The 19,631-nt window shown below is 71.2% G+C and carries 16 protein-coding genes; 10 read left to right on the top strand and 6 right to left on the bottom strand.

What is annotated here, in order from left to right:
* Nucleotides 1-78 precede the first annotated feature (78 nt).
* Genes ACFOGJ_RS04240 through ACFOGJ_RS04230 form a run of 3 tightly spaced genes read right to left on the bottom strand, consistent with a single transcriptional unit; the run spans nt 79 to nt 3,808 of the window.
* Nucleotides 79-882: an FkbM family methyltransferase gene (locus ACFOGJ_RS04240; RefSeq protein WP_379898408.1), complete on the bottom strand. Its 804-nt coding sequence runs from the start codon at nt 880-882 to the stop codon at nt 79-81.
* Nucleotides 879-1,697, bottom strand: a complete 819-nt coding sequence (locus ACFOGJ_RS04235; RefSeq protein ID WP_379898405.1) for an FkbM family methyltransferase — start codon at nt 1,695-1,697, stop codon at nt 879-881. The genes ACFOGJ_RS04240 and ACFOGJ_RS04235 overlap by 4 nt, the downstream gene beginning before the upstream one ends.
* A 29-nt stretch (nt 1,698-1,726) precedes the next feature.
* Entirely contained in the window at nt 1,727-3,808 is a 2,082-nt protein-coding gene (locus ACFOGJ_RS04230) for a molybdopterin-containing oxidoreductase family protein (RefSeq protein ID WP_379898404.1), read from the bottom strand.
* Nucleotides 3,809-3,945: 137 nt separating this feature from the next.
* Here ACFOGJ_RS04230 and ACFOGJ_RS04225 point away from each other — a divergent pair, with 137 nt between their 5' ends.
* The 7 genes from ACFOGJ_RS04225 to ACFOGJ_RS04195 all read left to right on the top strand — a co-directional run bounded on the left by ACFOGJ_RS04225 (nt 3,946) and on the right by ACFOGJ_RS04195 (nt 11,831).
* Nucleotides 3,946-4,455 (top strand): PAS domain-containing protein, encoded by a 510-nt coding sequence (locus ACFOGJ_RS04225; RefSeq protein WP_379898402.1) that lies wholly within the window; start codon nt 3,946-3,948, stop codon nt 4,453-4,455.
* Between the two features lie 159 nt (nt 4,456-4,614).
* Nucleotides 4,615-5,166, top strand: a complete 552-nt coding sequence (locus tag ACFOGJ_RS04220; protein ID WP_379898401.1) for a PAS domain-containing protein — start codon at nt 4,615-4,617, stop codon at nt 5,164-5,166.
* A 120-nt stretch (nt 5,167-5,286) separates the two neighbouring features.
* On the top strand, nt 5,287-7,245 hold the full coding sequence (locus ACFOGJ_RS04215; RefSeq protein ID WP_379898399.1) for an ABC transporter ATP-binding protein: 1,959 nt from the start codon (nt 5,287-5,289) through the stop codon (nt 7,243-7,245).
* Between the two features lie 103 nt (nt 7,246-7,348).
* Entirely contained in the window at nt 7,349-8,041 is a 693-nt protein-coding gene (locus ACFOGJ_RS04210) for a lysophospholipid acyltransferase family protein (RefSeq protein WP_379898397.1), read from the top strand.
* Entirely contained in the window at nt 8,028-9,041 is a 1,014-nt protein-coding gene (lpxK, locus tag ACFOGJ_RS04205) for a tetraacyldisaccharide 4'-kinase (RefSeq protein ID WP_379898396.1), read from the top strand. The genes ACFOGJ_RS04210 and lpxK overlap by 14 nt, the downstream gene beginning before the upstream one ends.
* Nucleotides 9,038-9,937, top strand: coding sequence for a lysophospholipid acyltransferase family protein (locus ACFOGJ_RS04200; RefSeq protein WP_379898394.1), 900 nt, complete (start codon nt 9,038-9,040; stop codon nt 9,935-9,937). The genes lpxK and ACFOGJ_RS04200 overlap by 4 nt, the downstream gene beginning before the upstream one ends.
* A gap of 109 nt (nt 9,938-10,046) precedes the next feature.
* Nucleotides 10,047-11,831: a vWA domain-containing protein gene (locus ACFOGJ_RS04195; RefSeq protein WP_379898392.1), complete on the top strand. Its 1,785-nt coding sequence runs from the start codon at nt 10,047-10,049 to the stop codon at nt 11,829-11,831.
* Nucleotides 11,832-11,853: 22 nt separating this feature from the next.
* Here ACFOGJ_RS04195 and ACFOGJ_RS04190 read toward each other — a convergent pair whose 3' ends face one another.
* The 3 genes from ACFOGJ_RS04190 to xseA all read right to left on the bottom strand — a co-directional run bounded on the left by ACFOGJ_RS04190 (nt 11,854) and on the right by xseA (nt 15,405).
* Nucleotides 11,854-13,446: a serine hydrolase gene (locus ACFOGJ_RS04190; protein ID WP_379898391.1), complete on the bottom strand. Its 1,593-nt coding sequence runs from the start codon at nt 13,444-13,446 to the stop codon at nt 11,854-11,856.
* Between the two features lie 82 nt (nt 13,447-13,528).
* Nucleotides 13,529-13,750 carry a DUF2093 domain-containing protein gene (locus tag ACFOGJ_RS04185; protein WP_379898389.1) on the bottom strand — a complete coding sequence of 74 codons (222 nt, stop codon included), beginning with the start codon at nt 13,748-13,750 and terminating at the stop codon, nt 13,529-13,531.
* Nucleotides 13,751-13,884: 134 nt separating this feature from the next.
* Nucleotides 13,885-15,405: an exodeoxyribonuclease VII large subunit gene (xseA, locus tag ACFOGJ_RS04180; RefSeq protein WP_379898388.1), complete on the bottom strand. Its 1,521-nt coding sequence runs from the start codon at nt 15,403-15,405 to the stop codon at nt 13,885-13,887.
* Between the two features lie 277 nt (nt 15,406-15,682).
* Here xseA and purD point away from each other — a divergent pair, with 277 nt between their 5' ends.
* From purD to ACFOGJ_RS04165, 3 genes are all read left to right on the top strand, one after another.
* Nucleotides 15,683-16,972, top strand: a complete 1,290-nt coding sequence (purD, locus tag ACFOGJ_RS04175; RefSeq protein WP_379898386.1) for a phosphoribosylamine--glycine ligase — start codon at nt 15,683-15,685, stop codon at nt 16,970-16,972.
* Nucleotides 16,973-17,036: 64 nt separating this feature from the next.
* Nucleotides 17,037-18,107 carry a phosphotransferase gene (locus ACFOGJ_RS04170; protein ID WP_379898384.1) on the top strand — a complete coding sequence of 357 codons (1,071 nt, stop codon included), beginning with the start codon at nt 17,037-17,039 and terminating at the stop codon, nt 18,105-18,107.
* 233 nt (nt 18,108-18,340) lie between these two features.
* On the top strand, nt 18,341-19,387 hold the full coding sequence (locus ACFOGJ_RS04165) for a phosphotransferase (RefSeq protein WP_379898382.1): 1,047 nt from the start codon (nt 18,341-18,343) through the stop codon (nt 19,385-19,387).
* Nucleotides 19,388-19,631: the final 244 nt, after the last annotated feature.

Genomic DNA, 19,631 nt, shown 5'->3' with positions numbered 1-19,631 from the left:
ACAATTTGCCGGTTCCGCGGCAAGACTGGCCATCCGCCGGGAAGAACATGCGCTTCTGTCGGGGAACGCTTGCAGGTGTCAGGCGGGCAGATAGACTTCGTCGACGCCGATCCTCGCGGCCATGCGATAGCCGTTCCGGGCCATCAGCTCGCCGATATCGGGGATCCCCTCGTTGTTCTCGACCGTCCAGGCCGCCACCGGCACGTCCGCAAACGGAAAGGTGCGCAGGATCTCCATCTCGCCGCCTTCGACGTCCAGCGACAGATAGTCGATCCGGCTGATGCGCGCGGCACGCAGGTAAGGCGCGAGCCGCCGCACCGGCACCTGGCGCAGGCTCTCCCTGTTCCGGCGATTGCCCCGGATCACCCTCAGCTGCCGCTCCGTCATGCCACGCATCAGGCCGCTCATCTGGGTGAAGCCCCTCTCCACCTGCAGGAAGTCGGCATGCCCCTCCTCCGCGCCCAGGGCCACGCAATGGCATGGGCAGCGGCGGATCCGGGCGGCCCTGTCGCAGTAGTCCGGCACCGGCTCGAACAGCAGCCCGGTCCAACCCATGAACAGTTCGAAGAACAGGGTGTTGCTGCCGGTCACCCCGTCATAGCCGCCGATATCGACGAACACGCCGTCGCGCCGCCCCCGGAAGACATGCCGGTCCAGCCAGGCATCCTGGCCGTGCTGGGAGAAATGCCGCAGCATCCCCCGCCGTGCCTCCAGGCTGCGCTCTATGCGCCAGAGATGCGGCCGGACCTGCCCCGCATCCGCCGCGGTATCGGTCGCCCCTTCCGCCTGCACGAGGCCGGCAAGAAGGTCCCTCGCCTCCTCCAGCGCGGCCCAGCCCTGCGCTTCCAGTGCTGTCGCGCGCTGCCGTGCGTCGTCCGTCACGATGCCAGATAGATCTCGTCGACGCCGATCGTTGCCGCGCGCCGATAGCCATGCCGGGCCAGCACGGCATGGATGCCGGCGATGCCGTAGGTGTTTTCCACCGACAGCGCGGTCACCGGCACCTCCGCAAAGGGGAAGCTCTCCAGGATCTCCGTCTCGCTGCCCTCGACGTCCAGGGAGAGATAGTCGACCCGCGTGATGCCGGCCTCCCGCAGGAATGGTGCGATCGGTCGCACCGGCACGCCCTTCCGGCGCTCCCGGTCCGGCGGCAGGCTGGCGCCGGGGCCGCGGCGGCGCTCGCGGTCGCCGCGTTGGACATGGCGGAACTCCGCCTGTCCTTCATGCGCGCCGATCGCCACGCAATGGCAGGGGCAGCGCCGGATCTGGGCGGCACGGGCGTGGTAGATCGGCACCGGCTCGAACAGCAGGCCGGTCCAGCCCTGGAACAGCTCGAAGAACAGGGTGTTGTTGCCGGTCACGCCGTCATAGCCGCCGATATCCAGGAAGACGCCGTCCCGCTTGCCCTGGAAGACATGCCGGTCCAGCCACAGGTCCTGGCCCGACTGGGAGAAATGGCGCACCGCCCTGCGGCGCGCCTGGATCGCCCGTTCCAGCCGCCAGAGCTCCGCCAGCAGGCGCCCGGTTTCCGGCTCGCGCCCCGGCGGGCCGTCGGGTTCCAGCAGCGCCTTCATACCGTCGCGGGCGGCGGTCAGCGCCCGCCAGCCATCGGCCTCCAGCGCACGCGCCTGCGCCAGTGCCGCCGCGCGCTCCGGATCGCCTGCCCCGTCGGCCGGCGGCGGCGCATCCTTGTCCATCCCAGGCGGCCGAACCGGTGCCCGGCCCGTCAGTTGCGCGGCCGCAGCCAGACGGCGGTGTCGTGGAAGGCGGCGCCGCCGTTCGGCGGCACCGCGTCCGCGCCGGTCACGGCATTGATACCGATGCCGCCCTCGAAGGCGCTGTTCGGCCAGATGCTCTCCACGATCAGCACGCCGGGCTGCAGCCCGTCGAACAGGGTGGCGTGCAGCGCCACCTCGCCGCGCGCATTGCCCAGGCTGACCGGGGCACCCTCGGCGATGCCCAGGCGCTCCGCATCGTCCGGATGGACCATGACTTCCGGCCGGCGCTCCTTCTTCGTGGAGGTCGGCGTCTCGGTGAAGCTGGAATTCAGGAAGTTGCGTGCCGGCGCGGTCACCAGCCGGAACGGATGTTCGGCGGTCGCCACGTCGATGATGTTCAGATGGTCGGGCAGCTTCGGCATCACCGCATGGGCCGGGCCGATCGCCGCCCAGTCCGGTGCGAAATGGAAGCGGCCGTCGGGATGGGCGAAACCGTTGAGGAAATGCGCCTCCTCGAAACCGGGCTGGCAGTCCAGCCAGCGCATCTCGGTCAGTTCGGCGGCACCGGGATAGCCGGACAGTTTCAGGGTCTCGTCCGCCATCTCCCAGGCGCTCATGGCGAAGCCCGGCCGGTCGCCGACACCGAGGCGCTGAGCCAGTTCCCGGAAGACATAGTGGTTCTCCCGCGCCTCGCCCGGCGGCTCGATCACCTTCGGCCCCATCATGATGTGCTGGTGGCCGCCGCCCTTGTAGATGTCGTCATGCTCCAGGAAGGTCGTCGCCGGCAGGACGATGTCGGCGACCTGCGCCGTCTCGGTCATGAACTGCTCGTGCACGCAGGTGAACAGGTCGTCGCGCATGAAGCCGCGATGCACAACGTTCAGGTCCGGCGCCACCATCATCGGGTTGGTGTTCTGGATCAGCATGGCGGTGACCGGCGGGCCGCCGTGCAGGGCCTCCGCATCGCCGGTCAGGACGGCGCCGATGCGCGACTGGTCCAGGGCGCGGATGCTCTCGTCCCGCATCGCATGGCCTTCGATCAGGCTCATGTCGAAATGGTAGATGTCGCCGTTCACGTAGAGCGCGCCGCCGCCCTCATGCCGCCAGGCGCCGGTGATCGCAGGCAGGCAGATGGCCGCATGCATGTTGGGCGCGCCGTTGCGCTGCCGCGCGAAGCCGTAGCCAAGCCGCAGGTACGACCGTTCGGTGCGGCCGTAGAGGCGGGCGAAATCCACGATCTCCTGCACCGACAGGCCGGTGACCTCCGCCGCCCATTCCGGCGGCCGGTCCTTCAGATGCGCCTCCAGCGCCTCCGGGCAGTCGGTATAGCGGCGCATATAGTCCCAGTCGGCATAGCCTTCCGCGAACAGGACATGCATGACGCCCACCGCCAGGGCACCGTCGGTGCCGGGGCGCAGCATCAGGTGGGTGTCGCCGAATTCCGCCGTCGCGTTGCGGTAGGGGTCGATCACGACCACCTTGGCGCCGCGCTCCTTCCGGGCGCGGGCGACATGGGTCATCACGTTGACCTGCGTATGCACCGCATTGGTGCCCCAGATCACGATCAGGTCGGACTTCGCCATCTCCCGCGGGTCGGTGCCGGTGATCCGGCCGCAGCCGGCCTTGTAGCCGGCCTGCGAGATCGTCACGCAGATCGTCTCCTGGAACCGGGAATAGCCCTTGGCGTGGGCCAGGCGGTAGATGCCCTTGCGCTGCACCAGCCCCATGGTCCCGGCATAGTGATAGGGCCAGACGGCTTCCGCCCCGTGCGCCGCCTCCGCCTTCTGGAAGGCCTCCGCGACCTCGTCGAGGGCGGCTTCCCAGGAGATCTCCCGGTAGCTGCCGTCGCCGCGCGCACCGGTGCGCTGCAGTGGTCGCAGCAGCCGGCCCGGGTGATGCACCCGTTCGGCATAGCGCGCGACCTTGGCGCAGATCACGCCGGCGGTGTAGCTGTTGTCGGCTGCGCCGCGGACGCGGCCGATGGTATGGGCGTCCAGCCGCTCGACCTCGAGGGCGCAGGTCGACGGGCAGTCATGCGGGCAGGCGCTGGCGACGAAGCGGGCGCTGCCTTTGTCCAGGGTCGCGTTCATGGGCAGGAGGATAGGGCGACGGCGCCTTTCTTTCCAGCGGGGCGACCGCCCCGCGACAGGCGCATGACGTGGGGGGGAATGCGGATGGACGGATCGGGGCCGTCGACGTGACCGGAGGGCGACAGGGCAGGCCCGGAATGCCGCCCGCAGTGATCGCCGGACCGGCGGATCTCCGGGACTGCGGGTCGGTCATCCGGGCCGGCTACGACTATTGGCGCGGTCTCTCCGCCCGGCGCGGCACACTGCCGCTTCGGACCGACATCCGCCCGCAGGAGATGCGCAGCCTGCTGTCCCGTTTCATCCTGCTGGACCTCTACGACCGGGATCGCATCGAGCTGCGCTTCCGTCTGGTCGGCACCCGGTTCGAGGAACTCCAGGGCCTGAGCCTGACCGGCCGCTTCCTGCGCGAGGTCTATCCTGCCGCCGACTATGAGGAAATGGCGGATGTCTGCCGGCAGATGGTCACCGATCCGCTCCCGCGCTACCTGGAATCGGAACTGCGTCGGCCGGGCCGGGAGATGTACCGGGTACAGCGCCTCATGCTGCCGCTGGCCGCGTCCGATGGCCGGGTCGCCCACATCGCCGCCTTCATCGACGAAAGCCCCTCACCCGCGGGGCTGTGGGGGGCGCTGCCGCAGCAGGATTAGGCCGCCCGCCATCCGCTATCCGGCATCGCCCCATCCGCCATCCGCCATCCGCCATCCGGAGAACTCGACCCTGCGATCACCGTTGCCTAGTTTCCGGAGCGCAATGTCGGGGCGATCGCGGGGCAACGCCGCCTTCGGCCCCGGGGCAATGAGGACCCGATGCCCCAAGGAACGAACCCACCGAGCCTGTCCTGGCTGCAGCCGGGGCGCGACGCCGTGGTGGAGCAGGTGGTCCGGGGGCGCGACGACCTGGCGACGGCCACGGATGAGATCCGGCAGTGCTTCGACTACTGGGCGGAGCTGGCCGCGGAGCGTCGGGCCCTGCCGTCGCACAGGCAGATCCGTCCGAACCGGATCAGCCGGCTCCTGAGCCGCTTCGTCCTGGTCGAGCTTCGTCCCGGCGGGGAATGGATGCCGACCTATCGCCTGGCCGGCACCGAGTTCGAACGCATCGCGGGGCGAAGCCTGACCGGGCGGAAGGTGAGCGAGCTGTTCGATCCGGGCGGCTATGCGCGACTCACCGACCTGTTCACCGCCATCGTGGCCGACCGCCTGCCCCGTCTGCAGCAGGTGCGGCTCTGGTTCCCCGGCCGGGACTTCTTCGTCGTGCAGCGGCTGTTCCTGCCCTGGTCGGCGGGAGGCGGCGAGGTCGACTTCATCGGCGGCGTGGTGCTGGAGGTCGGCCGCCCCGGAACCCTGCCGTCGCCCTGACCGCCGCGGCCGCCGGCCTTCTTTACTCCGCCTGCGCCGTCGCGTACCACAACCCCATATCCAACGGCATCCACAGGCCGGGCATCGCCCGCCGAGGCATTCCAGGTCCAGGACAAAGCATTGCCAGCGCCCGCCAACGGCCAGACACAGGCCCCGTCCGGCACACCGGACGACAGCCGCACTACGGCGCCCGCGCCAGAGCAGCACCTGCCCACCCATGTGCTGGTGAAGCGGCTGCTGCGGGACCATATCCGGCCCTATCTCTGGCGGCTCAGCGTGGCGGTCCTGTTCATGGCGATCGTCGCCGCCGCCACCGCCGGCAATGCCTGGCTGATGGAGCCGGCGCTGGACAAGGTCTTCATCCAGCAGGACCTGCAATACCTGTATCTGGTGCCGGTCGCGGTGATCCTGCTCGCCGTCGTGAAGGGCTTCGCCAGCTACCTGCAGAACACCATCATGGCGGAGGTCGGGCAGCGCATCATCGCGGAAACCCAGGTGCGGATGCATGCCCATCTGATGCGCGCCGACCTCGCCTGGCTGCACCAGATCCATACCGGCAAGCTGATCTCCAGCTTCCTCTACGACGCGATGCTGCTGCGCGACGCGGTCAGCCGCGCGCTGACCGGCATGGTGAAGGACTTCCTGAGCCTGATCTTCCTGGCCGCCGTGATGTTCTACCAGGAATGGGAACTGTCGCTGGTGGTCTGCCTGGTCTTTCCGATGGTCGGCCTGGCCTCCGGCAAGCTGGGTCGCAAGACCCGCAAGGGCGCCGCCAAGAGCCAGGAGGAGACCGGCCGCCTGTCCGCCCTGCTGAACGAGAATTTCGACGGCGCCCGCATGGTGCAGGCCTATGGCATGGAGGAGGCGGAGACCGCCCGCGCCCGCCAGGTGGTGGAGGACCGGCTGCACCACATGACGAAGGTGATCCGCGCCCGTTCCGCCGCCTCGCCGGCGACGGAGGCACTGGGCGGCATCGCCGTCGGCGCCGCGATCTTCTACGGCGGCCTGCAGGCGGCGGAGGGCGACATGACCCTCGGCGCCTTCGCCTCCTTCATCACCGCGCTGCTGCTGGCCTACCAGCCGCTGAAGAGCCTGGCGAACCTGAACACCGCGCTGCAGGAGGGCCTGTCCGCCGCACAGCGGCTGTTCGCCGTGCTGGACGTGGAACCGGTGATCCGCGATGCGGCGAACGCCGTGCCCTTCGCGCCCCGCGGCGGGGCGATCCGGCTGGCCGATGTCGCCTTCCGCTATCCGGACGGCACCCGTGCCCTGCGCGGCGTCACCCTGGAGGTGCCCGCCGGTCGGCGCGTGGCGCTGGTCGGCCCCTCGGGCGCCGGCAAGAGCACGGTGCTGAACCTGATCCCGCGCTTCTACGACGCGTCGACCGGCCAGGTGCTGATCGACGGCCAGGATGTCCGCGGCGTCACCCTGGCCAGCCTCCGCGCCGGCATCGCCCTGGTGTCGCAGGAGATGACCCTGTTCGACACCACCGTGCGGGCCAACATCGCCTATGGCCGTCCCGGCGCCAGCGAAGCGGAAATTCGCGCCGCCGCAGAGGCGGCGGCGGCCGACGACTTCATCACCGGCCTGTCGGACGGCTATGACACGGTCGTCGGCGAGAACGGCGTGAAACTGTCCGGCGGGCAGCGGCAGCGCATCGCGATCGCGCGGGCGATGCTGCGCGATGCACCGATCCTGCTGCTGGACGAGGCGACGAGCGCGCTGGACACGGAATCCGAACGCAAGGTGCAGCATGCGCTGAAGCGGCTGATGCAGGGACGCACCACGGTCACCATCGCGCATCGCCTGTCCACCGTCCTGGATGCCGATATCATCTACGTCATGGACCAGGGCCGGGTGGTGGAACAGGGCGACCATGCCGCCCTGCTGGCGCGCGGTGGCCTCTATGCCCGTCTCTACCGGACCCAGTTCCTGGAAGAGGCGCCCGACCGGGAGATGGCCGCGGACGATCCTGCCGCCGGACCGGCACCGGACGGCGCTGCCCCAAACAGCGCTTCTCTGGACGGCGCCTCTCTGGACGGTGCCTTGCCGGCGGCCCGTCCCGGCCTGGCCGGCTGAACGCGGCCTGCGTCCGCGGCTGACGACGACGGGTTCCGCCATGGCCGGCCGCTCCGGTTCGCTGTTGAAGCGGACCCTCCGACACCCCAGGGCCCAGGCCGCGTTGGGCCGGATCATCGCTGCCTATATCCGGCTCGTGCATCTGACGATCCGCTGGCGGCGGGTCGGCTGGGCGGAGGTGGCGCCGCTGGTCGACGGCGGCGGGCCGGTGATCGCCGCCGCCTGGCATGGCCGACTGCTGATGATGCCGATGCTCTGGCCGATGCGCCCGGTCTGGCACAGCCTGATCTCGCAGCACCGCGACGGCACGATCATCGCGCGCGCCGCCGCCAGCTTCGGCGTGCAGCCGGTGCGCGGCTCCAGCCACCGGCCCGGCCGCCAGTCCAAGGGCGGCGGCCAGGCCTTCCGGCGCATGCTGGCCGTGCTCCGCGACGGCGGCCGGATCGGCATCACCCCGGACGGTCCGCGCGGACCCCGCATGCGCGCGCAGATGGGCACGATCCTGCTGGCCCGGATGTCCGGGGCGCCGATCCTGCCCTGCGCCTACGCCACCGGCCGCTGCAAGGTGCTGCGGTCCTGGGACCGCTTCATCCTGCCGCTGCCGTTCTGCCGCGGCACCGTCATCTGGGGCCGGCCCATGACGGTCCCGAACGACGCCGACCCGGCCCGCCTGGAAGCGCTGCGCCGCGAGCTGGAGGCGGAGCTGAACCGCATCGCCGCGGACGCCGACCGCGCCTGCGGCCATGAGCCGATCGCGCCGGCGCCGCCGGCGATGGCGGGCGATGCGCACCCCTGAGCATTGGCGCCGCCGCGGCGGCCTGGCGGCGCTGCTGGCGCCGCTGGGCTGGCTGTACGGCCTGGGCGCACGGCTGGACCGCTGGACCAGCCGTCGTCACAGAGTCGCGGTGCCGGTGATCTCCATCGGTAACCTGACCGCCGGCGGCACCGGCAAGACGCCGGTCGCCATCGCCCTGGCGGAACGCCTGACAGCGGCGGGGATCGCGGTCCATATTCTCAGCCGCGGCTATGGCGGCCGGCTGGCCGGCCCGGTCCGGGTGGACCCGGGGCGGCACGGTGCCGCCGATACCGGCGACGAGCCGCTCCTGCTGGCCCGCGCCGCACCGACCTGGGTGGCGCGGGACCGGGTCGCGGCCGCGCGGGCGGCAATCGCCGCCGGCGCGCAGCTGCTGCTGCTGGACGATGGCCACCAGCACTACCGCCTGGCCCGCGACTGTTCCCTGCTGGTGGCGGACGAAGGCCAATGGCTGGGCAATGGCCGGGTGATGCCGGCAGGCCCGCTGCGCGAACCGCTCAGCCCGGCACTCGCGCGCGCCGACGCCCTGCTCGCCATAGCCGATCCGGCCGGCGCGGGGCCGCCGATGCCCGCCGCCCTGGCCCGGCTGCCGCGCTGCACGGCCCGCTTCGAGGTGCCGGAGGGGACCGCCACCGCGCTGCGCGGGCAAGCGGTCTTCGCCTTTGCCGGGATCGGCCGCCCGGAGAAGTTCTTCGCCACTCTGCGGGCGCTGGGCGCGCGGCCGGTGGCGGAGATCCCCTTTCCCGACCACGCGCCCTATACCGTCGACCAGGTCGCCCGGCTGCTGGAGGCGGCCGCCGAGGCCGGCGCCCGCCCGGTCACGACGGAGAAGGACCATGTCCGCCTGCCGGCCGACGCGCAGGCGCTGGTGACGGCGGTGCCGGTGCGGCTGCAGTTCGACGACCCGTCGGCGCTGGAGCGGGCGATCGCGCATGCGCTCGCCCGGATTGCGCCGCCCGCGGCGCGGGAGGCCCGGCCATGACCGACACCCCCTATGGCAGCCGCAAGGCGCGGCCGCTGGACTACCTGACCGGTGGTCTGGCCTGGGCGGGGGTCTGGCTGATCCGTCGGCTGCCGGTGGACTGGGCCTCGGCCCTGGGCGGCTTCCTGGGCCGGACCTTCGGCCCGCTGACCCGCCCGCATCGGACCGCGCAGGCAAACCTGCAGGCCGCCATGCCCGATCTCGACGCGGCGGCGCGGCGGCGCATCCTGCGCGGCATGTGGGACAATCTGGGGCGGACCGCGTTCGAGTATCCGCACCTGGACGCCTTCTCCATCCACGGGCCGGACCCGCGCATCACGGTGGCAGGGCTGGAACATGCCACCCCGCGCGACGGGCGGCTGGAGGTGATCTACTTCTCCGGCCATATCGGCAATTGGGAGATCCTGGGCCTGACCGCCAGCCAGCTCGGCACGCCGCCGACGGTGATCTACCGTGCCGCCAACAACCCGGTCGCCGAACGCCTGCTGCAGAAGCTGCGCGCGCCGGCCGCCGGCCGCCAGCTGCCGAAGGGTGCGCGGTCGGTCCGCGCCCTGCTGCAGGCGGCGCAGTCGGGGGAAACGATCGCCCTGCTGGTCGACCAGAAGATGAACGACGGCATGGCTGTGCCGTTCATGGGGCGGCCGGCGATGACCGCGACGATGCCGGCGGATTTCGCCCTGCGCTTCCGCCGGCCGCTGCTGCCTGCCTTCTCCGAACGGCTGAGCGGCGCCCGCTTCCGCATCACCGTCCTGCCGCCGATCCCGCCGCAGGGCAGCGAACGCGACCGCAACGATGTCGCCGCGCTGCTCGCCCGCATGAACGACACCCTGGCGGACTGGGTCCGCGCCCATCCCGAGCAATGGTTCTGGGTGCACCGCCGCTGGCCGGACAGCTGATCCCGGCAGCGCCGGGTCCCCTGCCCTGGAATCGCCGCAATCCGAGACGGATTTCGCCGCATTCCGGCCGCGGAATGGCCATCCCGATCCATGACGCAAAGAGGGCGCGATGACCCGATCCGCACTCCTGGGCCTGGCAGGTGCCGCCGCAGCCGCCATCCTTTCCATGCCGGTACCCGGCGATGCGGCGGCGGCGACCGACCCGGCCGTCCGGCAGTACTGCACCGCGCGCTACGCCGCGCCGCCGCCACCGGAACGGGAAAGCCTGCCACTGCGCGCCAAGGGCATGCCCGCGCCCCGGCTGGAGCGCCAGGAGGCCGCCGGCATCGCCGATCTCGCCGCCGGGCGGCCGGCCGGCAGAACGGCCCTGGCGCCGCCGACCCCCCGCGCGACGGTGGTCGCCCCGTCTTCCGTCCTGCCCTTCGCCCAGGTGCAGCAGTCGCGTACCGGCTGGGGCGAGCGCTATCCCGACAGCACTCCGTCCGGCGTGGTGGAAACCGCATCGCAGCCATTCTCCACCTTCTCGGCCGATGTCGACACGGCGTCCCTCTCCCACGTGCGGCGCTGGCTGGAACAGGGACGGTTGCCCCCGGCCGACGCGGTGCGGCCGGAGGAAATGGTCAACGCCTTCGACTATGCCTATCCGGCCCCCGCCAGCCGCGAGGAGGGCTTTCGCCCGACCGCCGCACTGTACCCGGCGCCCTGGCGCGACGACCGGCACATACTGGCGGTCGGCGTGAAGGGCTGGACGGTGCCCGACGCGGCCCGGCCCGATGCCAACCTTGTGCTGCTGCTCGACGTCTCGGGATCGATGCGCGGCGCCGGCAGGCTGCCGCTGGTGAAGCAGTCCGTCTGCCTGCTGCTGCACGGCCTGCAGGCACGGGACACCCTGGCGATCGTCACCTATGCCGCGGGTATCCGCACCGTCCTGGCGCCGACCTCGGCAGCTGAACGGGAAACCATCCTCGGCGCCCTCGACCGGCTGCAGGCCGGCGGCGGCACCGCCGGCGCGCAGGGCCTGGACATGGCCTATGCCGCAGCACGGATGGCAAAGCGGCCGGGCGCCGCCGACCGGGTGATCCTGGCGACCGACGGCGACTTCAACATCGGCCCCAGCGATCCCGGCGACCTGACGACCCTGATCCGGCGCCAGGCCGCGGACGGCATCGACCTGAACGTCGTCGGCGTCGGCGGCGGCAATACCCGCGACGACCTGATGCAGGCCCTGGCGCAGAACGGCAACGGCATCGCCGTGCTTCTGGACGGCATCGACGAGGCGGAGCGCGTCTTCGTCGACGGTCTGACCGCCGCCCTGACCACGGTGTCGCGCGACGTGAAGTTCCAGATCGAGTTCAATCCCGCGACGATCACCTCCTGGCGGCTGATCGGCTACGAGACGCGGGCGCTGCAGACTTCCGATTTCCGGGACGACGCGGTGGATGCGGGCGAGGTCGGCTCAGGCCTGACCGTCACCGCCCTCTACGAGGTGACCGTGGCCGGACTGGACCCCGCGCCCTTCCCGGCGCGCCGCTATGCTGACGGCGCTCCCCCGCCGACAGCGACAGCCGACGAATACGCCCGGATCGCCCTGCGGTTCGTGCCGGCGGATGGCGCGGACCCGCGTGAGGTGGTGCGGCTCGTCGGCCCGCGCGACCGGATCGCGACGACGGCCATGGCGCACGACGATCTGCGCTTCGCCACGGCGGTGGCCTGGTTCGCCCGCAAGCTGCGCGGCGATGCCCTGGGCGACCGGAACGATCGGGCGACCCGGGGCGGCTGGCCGGCGCTGACCGCGCTTGCCGCGGGCGCGGTCGGCGACGACCCGGCCGGCCGCCGTGCGATGCTGGTCGGTCTGATCCGGACGGCAGCGAAGCTGGACCCGGCCGGCGGCTGACGGCGCGACCGGCGACCGCGCCTCAGGGCCGGACGAAGCGCCCCTGTCCGGCGCGGTCGAAGACCTCCACGGTGACCGCGGCGATCCGCCCGGCATCGTCCTGGGCGAAATCCACGGCGGAGAGCGAGCCGGCGGGCGCGTTCTCCCCTGCCGGCACGAAGACGAAGCGGTTGCCGTCCCAGTGCCGCAGCGGGAAGCGCATCGGGATCGGCCCGACGCTCATCACCAGCGCGCCGTCCCGGACATCGATCTCCAGCGGTCCGAAATAGGGGTTCTCGTAGGCGCCGGCATAGTCCGCCGGATCGAGCGCCGGCGCCGGCTCTGCGGGTGCGGAGGCGCCGGCCAGGCTGCCGGCAGGCGCCGACAGCGGCGCCATGACGCGGGCATAGCCGGCATACCAGTCGCGGGTGATGCCGCCATACTGCGCCAGGTCCGCGAATTCCTGGGACAGGGCCTCCGCCGCGCCGGTCGGCAGGGCATTGGTCAGCACGACGATTCCCAGGTCCAGCGACGGGATCAGCAGCAGGGCGGTGCTGGCCCCCATGGCGAAGGCGCCGGAATGGCTCAGGACCACCCGGCCCGAAGGCTCGACACCGACGCCGAAGCCGTAGCCGTAGAGCGACGGGCGGACATCGTCGCTGTCCGCCTGCTTGCTGATCGCCTTCGGCGTCACCGCCGCCAGCAGCGGCTTCGCCGGCACCACCTCGGCACCGTCGACACTTCCGTCCTGCAGCACCATCGCCATCCAGCGGCCCATGTCGGCGGCCGACGAACTGACGCCGCCGGCCGGCGACTGGGCATCCGGCTGCCGGGTCAGCAGCGCGGCAAAGCCGTCGCCCTGGCGGACATGGCCGATGGCGCGGTTCTCCCGCGCCGCGAAGTCGGAAAAGCGCGAACTGGTGCGGCTCATCCCGAGCGGCCGGTACACCGCCTCCTCCGACAGCGCCGCCCAGTCGGCGCCTGCGGCCGCGGCGACCGCCGATGCCGCCGCGGTCAGGCCGAAATTGGTATAGGCATAGCTGGCACGGAACGGCGCCAGCGGCAGCAGCCGCAGCCGCTCCAGCACCGTGCGCCGGTCGAAGCCCAGATCCTCCAGGTCGTCGCCGGCATGGTCCGGCAGGCCCGACCGATGCGCATAGAGGTCGCCGACCGTCACATGGTCGGTGACCCAGGGATCCGACAGGGCGAACCAGGGCAGATGCGCGACCACCGGGGTCTCCCAGGCGATGCGCCCGGCGCCGACCTGGGTGGCGACCACCGTCGCGCCGACCGGCTTCGACAGGGAGGCCAGCTGGAAGACGGTGTCGGCATCGACCTGCCCCGGCTTTCCGGTCTCCCGCAGGCCGAAGCCCTTCGCATAGACGGTCTGCCCGTCCCGGACCACCGCCACGGCCAAGCCGGGAATGCCGCTGCGGGCCAGGATTTCCTCCGCCAGGCCGTCGAGACGGTCGACGGCGGCGTCGATGCGGGCCGGCGGCACCGGGATGCCGGGGGTCTGGCCCGGCGCCAGGTCGCTGGCCGGGACCGGCTCGGCGCGGGACGCGACGGAAAGGGAGAGGCAGGCAGCCGCCGCGAGCGCGATGGCAGCCGCCGCCCTGGACGGCAGGCGGGTCATGGATTGCTCCCTGGTCTGGGCCGGCCGGTCCGTCGTGCCGGCAAGGACGGAGATCGGATCGCTGCGGCGGTCGGCCGGCTGCTCAGCCCTCGCTGTAATCGGCCTTGGTGAAGGCCTGCGTGGCGGCGTCGGGGGTGGCATAGGCCTCCTGCCGGTCGACGCTCCAGTACTTCAGGTCGGCGAGCGGGATCCGCTGCCCGGTCACCGCGCAGGTGACGAAGCTGCCGGGGGCGATCACGTCGAACGCGGCATCGCGATAGACGACGCGGGCTTCGCCGCCCAGCGGCTCCTTGCTTCCGAACATGTCTGATGAGGCTCCTGCATCACTGAACTGCGGCTTGAGATCCCGGTTCAAAACAGTTTCCCCCACTGAAGGCAAGTTGTCCCGGTGAAGGCAAGCTATCCCGGGCTGACGACCCGGAGGCCCGCCTCCCGCGCTCAGAACAGCTCGCCCTGGCGCTTGCCGCCGCTGCGGGGCGCGCCCGAGGACGCGGCGGCAGCTGCGGGCCGCCGCCGGCGGGCGGGACTTGCGGCCGCCTGAGCCGCGCCGCCTCCTGTTTCGGAACCGGCTGCTTCGGGACCGGTGGCTTCAGACCCGGCGCCACCGTCGCCGGGGCCGCCTTCCGCCAGCACGCCGCGGCGGCCATCGGCGAACTCCAACTCCAGCCGGGCACCGGGGCGGACCGCCGCCGCGCGCCGCACCGGCCCGTCCGGGCCGCGCACCAGGGCGAAGCCGCGGGCCAGGACGGAGCGGTAGGACAGGCTGTCCAGCAGCCGGGCCTGGCGCGCCAGGGCCTCCGCCCGCGGCGGCACCAGGCGGCCGGCGCAGCCGTCCAGGCGGCGCGCGCTGCCGTCCAGCCGCTCATGCAGGCGCCGGACCTCACGCGACAGGGTCGCCGGGCGCAGGCCGGCCGCGGTGGCGGCGAACGCCCCGCGGCGCTCCGCAAGCGCCGCGCGCGCGGCCCGCGGCAGCCGTTCCGCCAGTTCGTCATAGCGCTGCTGCGCCAGGGCCAGCAGTTCGCGGGGTCCGCGCAGGCCGCGGGCCAGGTCCGCCAGGCGTTGCCGGGCCAGCACGGTCCGCCGCTGTGCCGCCGAATCCGCCCGCGCGCCAAGCGCGGTCAGGTCCTGCAGCAGGTCCAGCCGCACCGGTACCGCGATCTCCGCCGCCGCGGTCGGGGTCGGCGCACGCCGGTCCGCGGCATGGTCGATCAGGGTGGTGTCGGTCTCATGCCCGACCGCGGAAATCAGCGGGATCCGGCAGTCCGCCGCCGCCCGCACGACCGCCTCCTCGTTGAAGGCCCAGAGGTCCTCAAGGCTGCCGCCGCCGCGGGCGACGATCAGCACGTCCGGCCGCGGCACCGCCCCCCCCGGCGCGATCGCGTCGAAGCCGCGGATCGCGGCAGCGACCTGGCCGGCCGCATTCTCCCCCTGCACCAGCACCGGCCAGACCAGGACCCGGGTCGGGAACCGTTCCCGCAGGCGGTGCAGGATGTCGCGGATCACCGAACCGGTTGGCGAGGTGACGACGCCGATCACCGCCGGCAGGTAGGGCAGGTCCCGCTTGCGTTCGGCATCGAAGAGCCCTTCCGCGGCCAGCGCCTTGCGCCGCTGCTCCAGCAGCGCCATCAGCGCGCCGAGCCCGGCCAGTTCCATCCGCTCGATCACCATCTGGTATTTCGAACGTCCCGGAAAGGTGGTCAGCTTGCCGGTGCAGATCACCTCCAGCCCGTCTTCCGGCCGGACGCCGAGCCGCGCCGCGGTGCCGCGCCAGCAGACCGCGTCCAGCACCGCCTGGTCGTCCTTCAAGGTCATGTACAGGTGGCCCGACCCGGCCCGCTTGAAGCCCGAGATCTCGCCGCGGACCCGGACATGGCCGAACGCATCCTCCACGCTGCGCTTCAGCCGCAGGGAGATCTCGCCGACCGTCCATTCCTGCAGGTTGCTTGCCGAATCCGCCATCCGTCTTCCACCGTCGCGGCCGCCGGGCGCGAGGTTTTGGAAACCGCGACCGGCATGCTATCTACCCCGATGATAGGGGGGGGCGGACGGGTCACGGAACCGTGCTTGTCGGTCCGCCGCACGACGACAGGCCAGGTCAGGCACCAGCCAGCTCAGAGGGCGGGCAGGTCAGGGGTCCGGCCCGGCAGGTCGCCGCCGGCAGGGACGTCGCCCCGTCCCCCGGGCGAACCGGTCTGGCCAGCGAACCGAACAAACCAGCGAACCGAACAAGGACGAGATGCGGGTACTGATCATCGGCTCCGGAGGCCGCGAGCATGCGCTCTGCTGGTCCCTGTCCGGCTCTTCCCTGGTGACCGGGCTCTACTGCGCCCCGGGCAATGGCGGCATTGCCGACATCGCCACCTGCCTGGCGATCGATCCGATGGACTTCCCGGCGGTCCTGGCGGCCGTTCGCGAGCACGAGATCGAGTTCGTCGTGGTCGGCCCGGAAGCGCCACTTTCGAAGGGCATCGTCGACTTCCTGGAGGGCAAGGGCGTGCCGACCTTCGGCCCCACCCAGGCGGCGGCGCAGCTGGAATCGTCGAAGGCCTTCGCGAAGGACTTCTGCGACCGCTACAACATCCCGACGGCGGCCTGGCAGGCCTGCCAGAGCATCGAACAGGCACGCGAGGCGATCGCCCGCTTCGGCAGCCCGGTGGTGGTGAAGGCCGACGGCCTGGCTGCCGGCAAGGGGGTCACCGTGGCGGAGAGCGAGGCCGAGGCGGTCGCCGCCGCGCAGGCGCTGTTCGGCGGGGCGATGGGCAGTGCCGGCCGCACGGTGGTGGTGGAGGAATTCCTGACCGGCGAGGAGGCGAGCTTCTTCGCGATCTGCGACGGCGAGACCGCGCTGCCGCTGGCCGGCGCGCAGGACCATAAGCGGGTCGGCGATCGCGACACCGGCCCGAACACCGGCGGCATGGGCGCCTATTCGCCGGCGCCGATCCTGACGCCGGGCATCCAGTCGGCCGTGATGGAGCGGATCGTGCGGCCGGTGATCTCCGGCATGGCGGCGGAGGGACGGCCGTTCAAGGGCATCCTGTATTGCGGCCTGATGCTGGACGGCGATGTGCCCAGGCTGATCGAGTTCAACACCCGCTTCGGCGACCCGGAGGCGCAGGTGATCCTGGCCCGCCTGATGTCGGACCTGATGCCGGCGCTGGTGGCGGCCCGCGACGGCGCGCTGCGCAACATGGACCTGCGCTGGTACCCGGAGACGGCGCTGTGCGTCGTCATGGCGGCGAAGGGCTATCCCGGCCGCTACCGGTCGGGCGAGCCGATCCGCAACCTGGCCGATGTGGAACGGATGGACGATGTCCTGGTGTTCCATGCCGGTACCGCGATCGCCCGGGACCGGCAGCTGGTCAGCAGCGGCGGCCGGGTGCTGGGCATCACGGCGCTGGGCGCCAATATCCGCGAGGCGCAGGCCCGCGCCTACGAGGCGGTGGACCGGGTGGACTGGCCGGGCGGCTTCTGCCGCCGCGACATCGGCTGGCGGGCGGTTCAGCGCACCCGCCCGCCCCGCCGCTGAGTGCCCGACATCCGAACCAGGCACAGGGTATCCGAACGAAAGGCAGTCAGGGGGAAAGACGTCGATGAGTGACACGGACAAGTTCAGCGGAACCATGCCGGTGCAGGAGCGCCACCAGTTCGACACCGCGAAGCTGGAGGCGTGGATGCACGCCCATGTGGAGGGGTTCGAGGGGCCGCTGGAGGTCGCACAGTTCAAGGGCGGCCAGTCCAACCCGACCTTCCGGCTGGAGGCGAAGAGCGGCAGCTACGTGCTGCGGCGCAAGCCGCCGGGAAAGCTGCTGCCGTCGGCCCATGCGGTGGACCGCGAGTTCAAGGTGATCTCCGCCCTGTACCCCACCGACGTGCCCGTGGCCCGGCCCTATGCCCTGTGCGAGGACGAGGACGTCATCGGCACCATGTTCTACGTCATGGACTGCGTCGACGGCCGGATCCTGTGGGACCAGAGCCTGCCCGACATGACGCCGTCGGAGCGCGCCGCGATCTATGACGGCATGAACACCGTCATCGCCGCCCTGCACAATGTCGACTACAAGGCCGTCGGGCTGGAGGATTTCGGCAAGCCGGGCAACTATATCGCCCGCCAGATCAGCCGCTGGACCAAGCAGTACAAGGCGTCGGAGACCGAGACCATCGAGGCTATGGACAACCTGATCGCCTGGCTGCCGGAGAACATTCCCGAGGACGAGCAGATCGGCATCGTCCATGGCGATTACCGCCTGGACAACATGATCTTCCATCCGACCGAACCGCGGGTCCTGGCGGTGCTGGACTGGGAGCTTTCCACCCTCGGCGACACCAATGCCGACTTCGCCTATCACTGCATGTCCTGGCGCCTGCAGCCGGGGCTGTTCCGCGGCATCGGCGGGCTGGACCTGGAGGCCCTGGGCATCCCGTCGGAGGAGGCTTATCGCAAGGCCTATTGCCGCCGCACCGGGCGGGAGGACATCCCGCACTGGGAATTCTACCTCGCCTACAACATGTTCCGCCTGGCGGGGATCCTGCAGGGCATCATGGGCCGGGCGATGGACGGCACCGCGGCCAGCGAACATGCGATCCAGCAGGGCAAGCGCGCCCGTCCGATGGCGGAGATGGGCTGGAAGCAGGTCGAGCGCATGCTCGCCCGAAATGGCTGACGCCTGGGCTGACCCACGCTGACACGCGACCGCCGCGCCGCCCGCCGGCGCGGCAATCGCCTGCCCCGGGATGCATCGTTGCGCGAATCGCCGCGCGCGCGATTGCAACCGCCTGTCCCGTCCCCGTAGGATCTTGCCGACGGTATGCCGGCCCTGCCGATCCCCTTGGATCAGGCCGGGCAGGCCCCGCCCAAGCACCGTAGGCATAACGTGCGTCCAGGGAGACGGGTGGCGTGAGACATGAACGCGACGTGGGCCCGGTCCGCGCCGCGCATCAGTTCGATCAGGCGGCGCTGACCGACTATCTGGCCGACCGGCTGCCCGATTTCCGGGGCCCGTTGACGGTATCCCAGTTCCGCGGCGGGCATTCCAATCCCACCTACCTGCTGCACATGCCCGGCCGTTCGCTGGTCCTGCGCAAGAAGCCCGGCGGCCGGCTGCTGCCCTCCGCCCATGCCATCGACCGCGAGGCCGTGGTGATGCGGGCGCTGCGCGATGCCGGCCTGCCGGTGCCGGACATCCACCTCTATTGCGAGGATGCAGGCGTGATCGGCACGCCGTTCTTCGTCATGGACTTCGTGCGGGGCCGGGTGTTCCGCGATCCCGCCCTGCCGGAGCTGGAGCCGCGCGAGCGCGGGCAGATCTACGATGCGATGAACACCGCCCTGGCGCAGCTGCACAGGATCGATCCGGCGGCCGCCGGCCTGTCGGATTTCGGCCGGGCGGGCAACTACTTCGCCCGCCAGCTGGACCGCTGGGCGCGGCAGTACGAGGCCTCCTCCACCGGCGAGATCCCGGCGATGGCGCGGCTGCTGGAATGGCTGCAGGCCCATGCGCCGCCGGACGAGCCGGCGGCGGTCGTGCATGGCGACTACCGGCTGGAGAACATGATCTTCCACGAGCACGAGCCTGAGGTGCTGGCCGTGATCGACTGGGAACTCTCGACCCTCGGGCATCCGCTGGCGGATCTCGCCAACAACTGCATGCCCTACTATTTCACCGCCCCCGGCCTCGGCGGCCTGGTCGACAATGACGACATCGCCACCGGCATTCCGGCGGTCGACGACTATCTGGCCAGCTATTGCCACCGGGTGGGGCGGCCACCGATCGAGAACTGGACGTTTTTCGTAGCCTTCGGCCTGTTCCGGCTCGCCGCGATCAGCCAGGGCGTCTACCGGCGGGGCATGCTGGGCAATGCCAGTTCCGAGCGCGCGCAGGAGTTCGGCCAGCTGGCGCGCAACCTGGCGAACCAGGCCTGGGCGATGGTGGAAGGCAGCTAGGGCGTTCCCGAAAAAGATGGAAGCGGCGCCTCATTCACAATCGTCATCCCGGACTTGATCCTGGATCCATTCCGCCAGCTTTGCCGCTTCTTAGCAGCTGGCGGAATGGCTTCTCGGGTCAAGCCCGAGAACGACACGCCTTCTACCAAACCTTGGAAGACTCTAGGTCGTAAACTCATAAATTTGTAGCATGGGATTGCGAACAGTGATTCAAGCTCCGTGAGGAGGAGCTTTGATGAGCCAA

This window comes from Marinibaculum pumilum (genome assembly GCF_042646425.1).
Taxonomy (GTDB): Bacteria; Pseudomonadota; Alphaproteobacteria; order Ferrovibrionales; family Ferrovibrionaceae; genus Marinibaculum; species Marinibaculum pumilum.
The sequence above is the reverse complement of the archived record's forward strand: the minus strand, read 5'-3'. Positions and strand labels throughout refer to the sequence as shown.

Coding starts and splice junctions, on each gene's coding strand:
- ACFOGJ_RS04235 (WP_379898405.1), bottom strand. CDS start 1,697: ATGGACAAGGATGCGCCGCCGCCGGCCGACGGGGCAGGCGATCCGGAG.
- ACFOGJ_RS04230 (WP_379898404.1), bottom strand. CDS start 3,808: ATGAACGCGACCCTGGACAAAGGCAGCGCCCGCTTCGTCGCCAGCGCC.
- ACFOGJ_RS04225 (WP_379898402.1), top strand. CDS start 3,946: ATGCCGCCCGCAGTGATCGCCGGACCGGCGGATCTCCGGGACTGCGGG.
- ACFOGJ_RS04220 (WP_379898401.1), top strand. CDS start 4,615: ATGCCCCAAGGAACGAACCCACCGAGCCTGTCCTGGCTGCAGCCGGGG.
- lpxK (WP_379898396.1), top strand. CDS start 8,028: ATGCGCACCCCTGAGCATTGGCGCCGCCGCGGCGGCCTGGCGGCGCTG.
- ACFOGJ_RS04200 (WP_379898394.1), top strand. CDS start 9,038: ATGACCGACACCCCCTATGGCAGCCGCAAGGCGCGGCCGCTGGACTAC.
- ACFOGJ_RS04195 (WP_379898392.1), top strand. CDS start 10,047: ATGACCCGATCCGCACTCCTGGGCCTGGCAGGTGCCGCCGCAGCCGCC.
- ACFOGJ_RS04190 (WP_379898391.1), bottom strand. CDS start 13,446: ATGACCCGCCTGCCGTCCAGGGCGGCGGCTGCCATCGCGCTCGCGGCG.
- ACFOGJ_RS04185 (WP_379898389.1), bottom strand. CDS start 13,750: ATGTTCGGAAGCAAGGAGCCGCTGGGCGGCGAAGCCCGCGTCGTCTAT.
- xseA (WP_379898388.1), bottom strand. CDS start 15,405: ATGGCGGATTCGGCAAGCAACCTGCAGGAATGGACGGTCGGCGAGATC.
- purD (WP_379898386.1), top strand. CDS start 15,683: ATGCGGGTACTGATCATCGGCTCCGGAGGCCGCGAGCATGCGCTCTGC.
- ACFOGJ_RS04170 (WP_379898384.1), top strand. CDS start 17,037: ATGAGTGACACGGACAAGTTCAGCGGAACCATGCCGGTGCAGGAGCGC.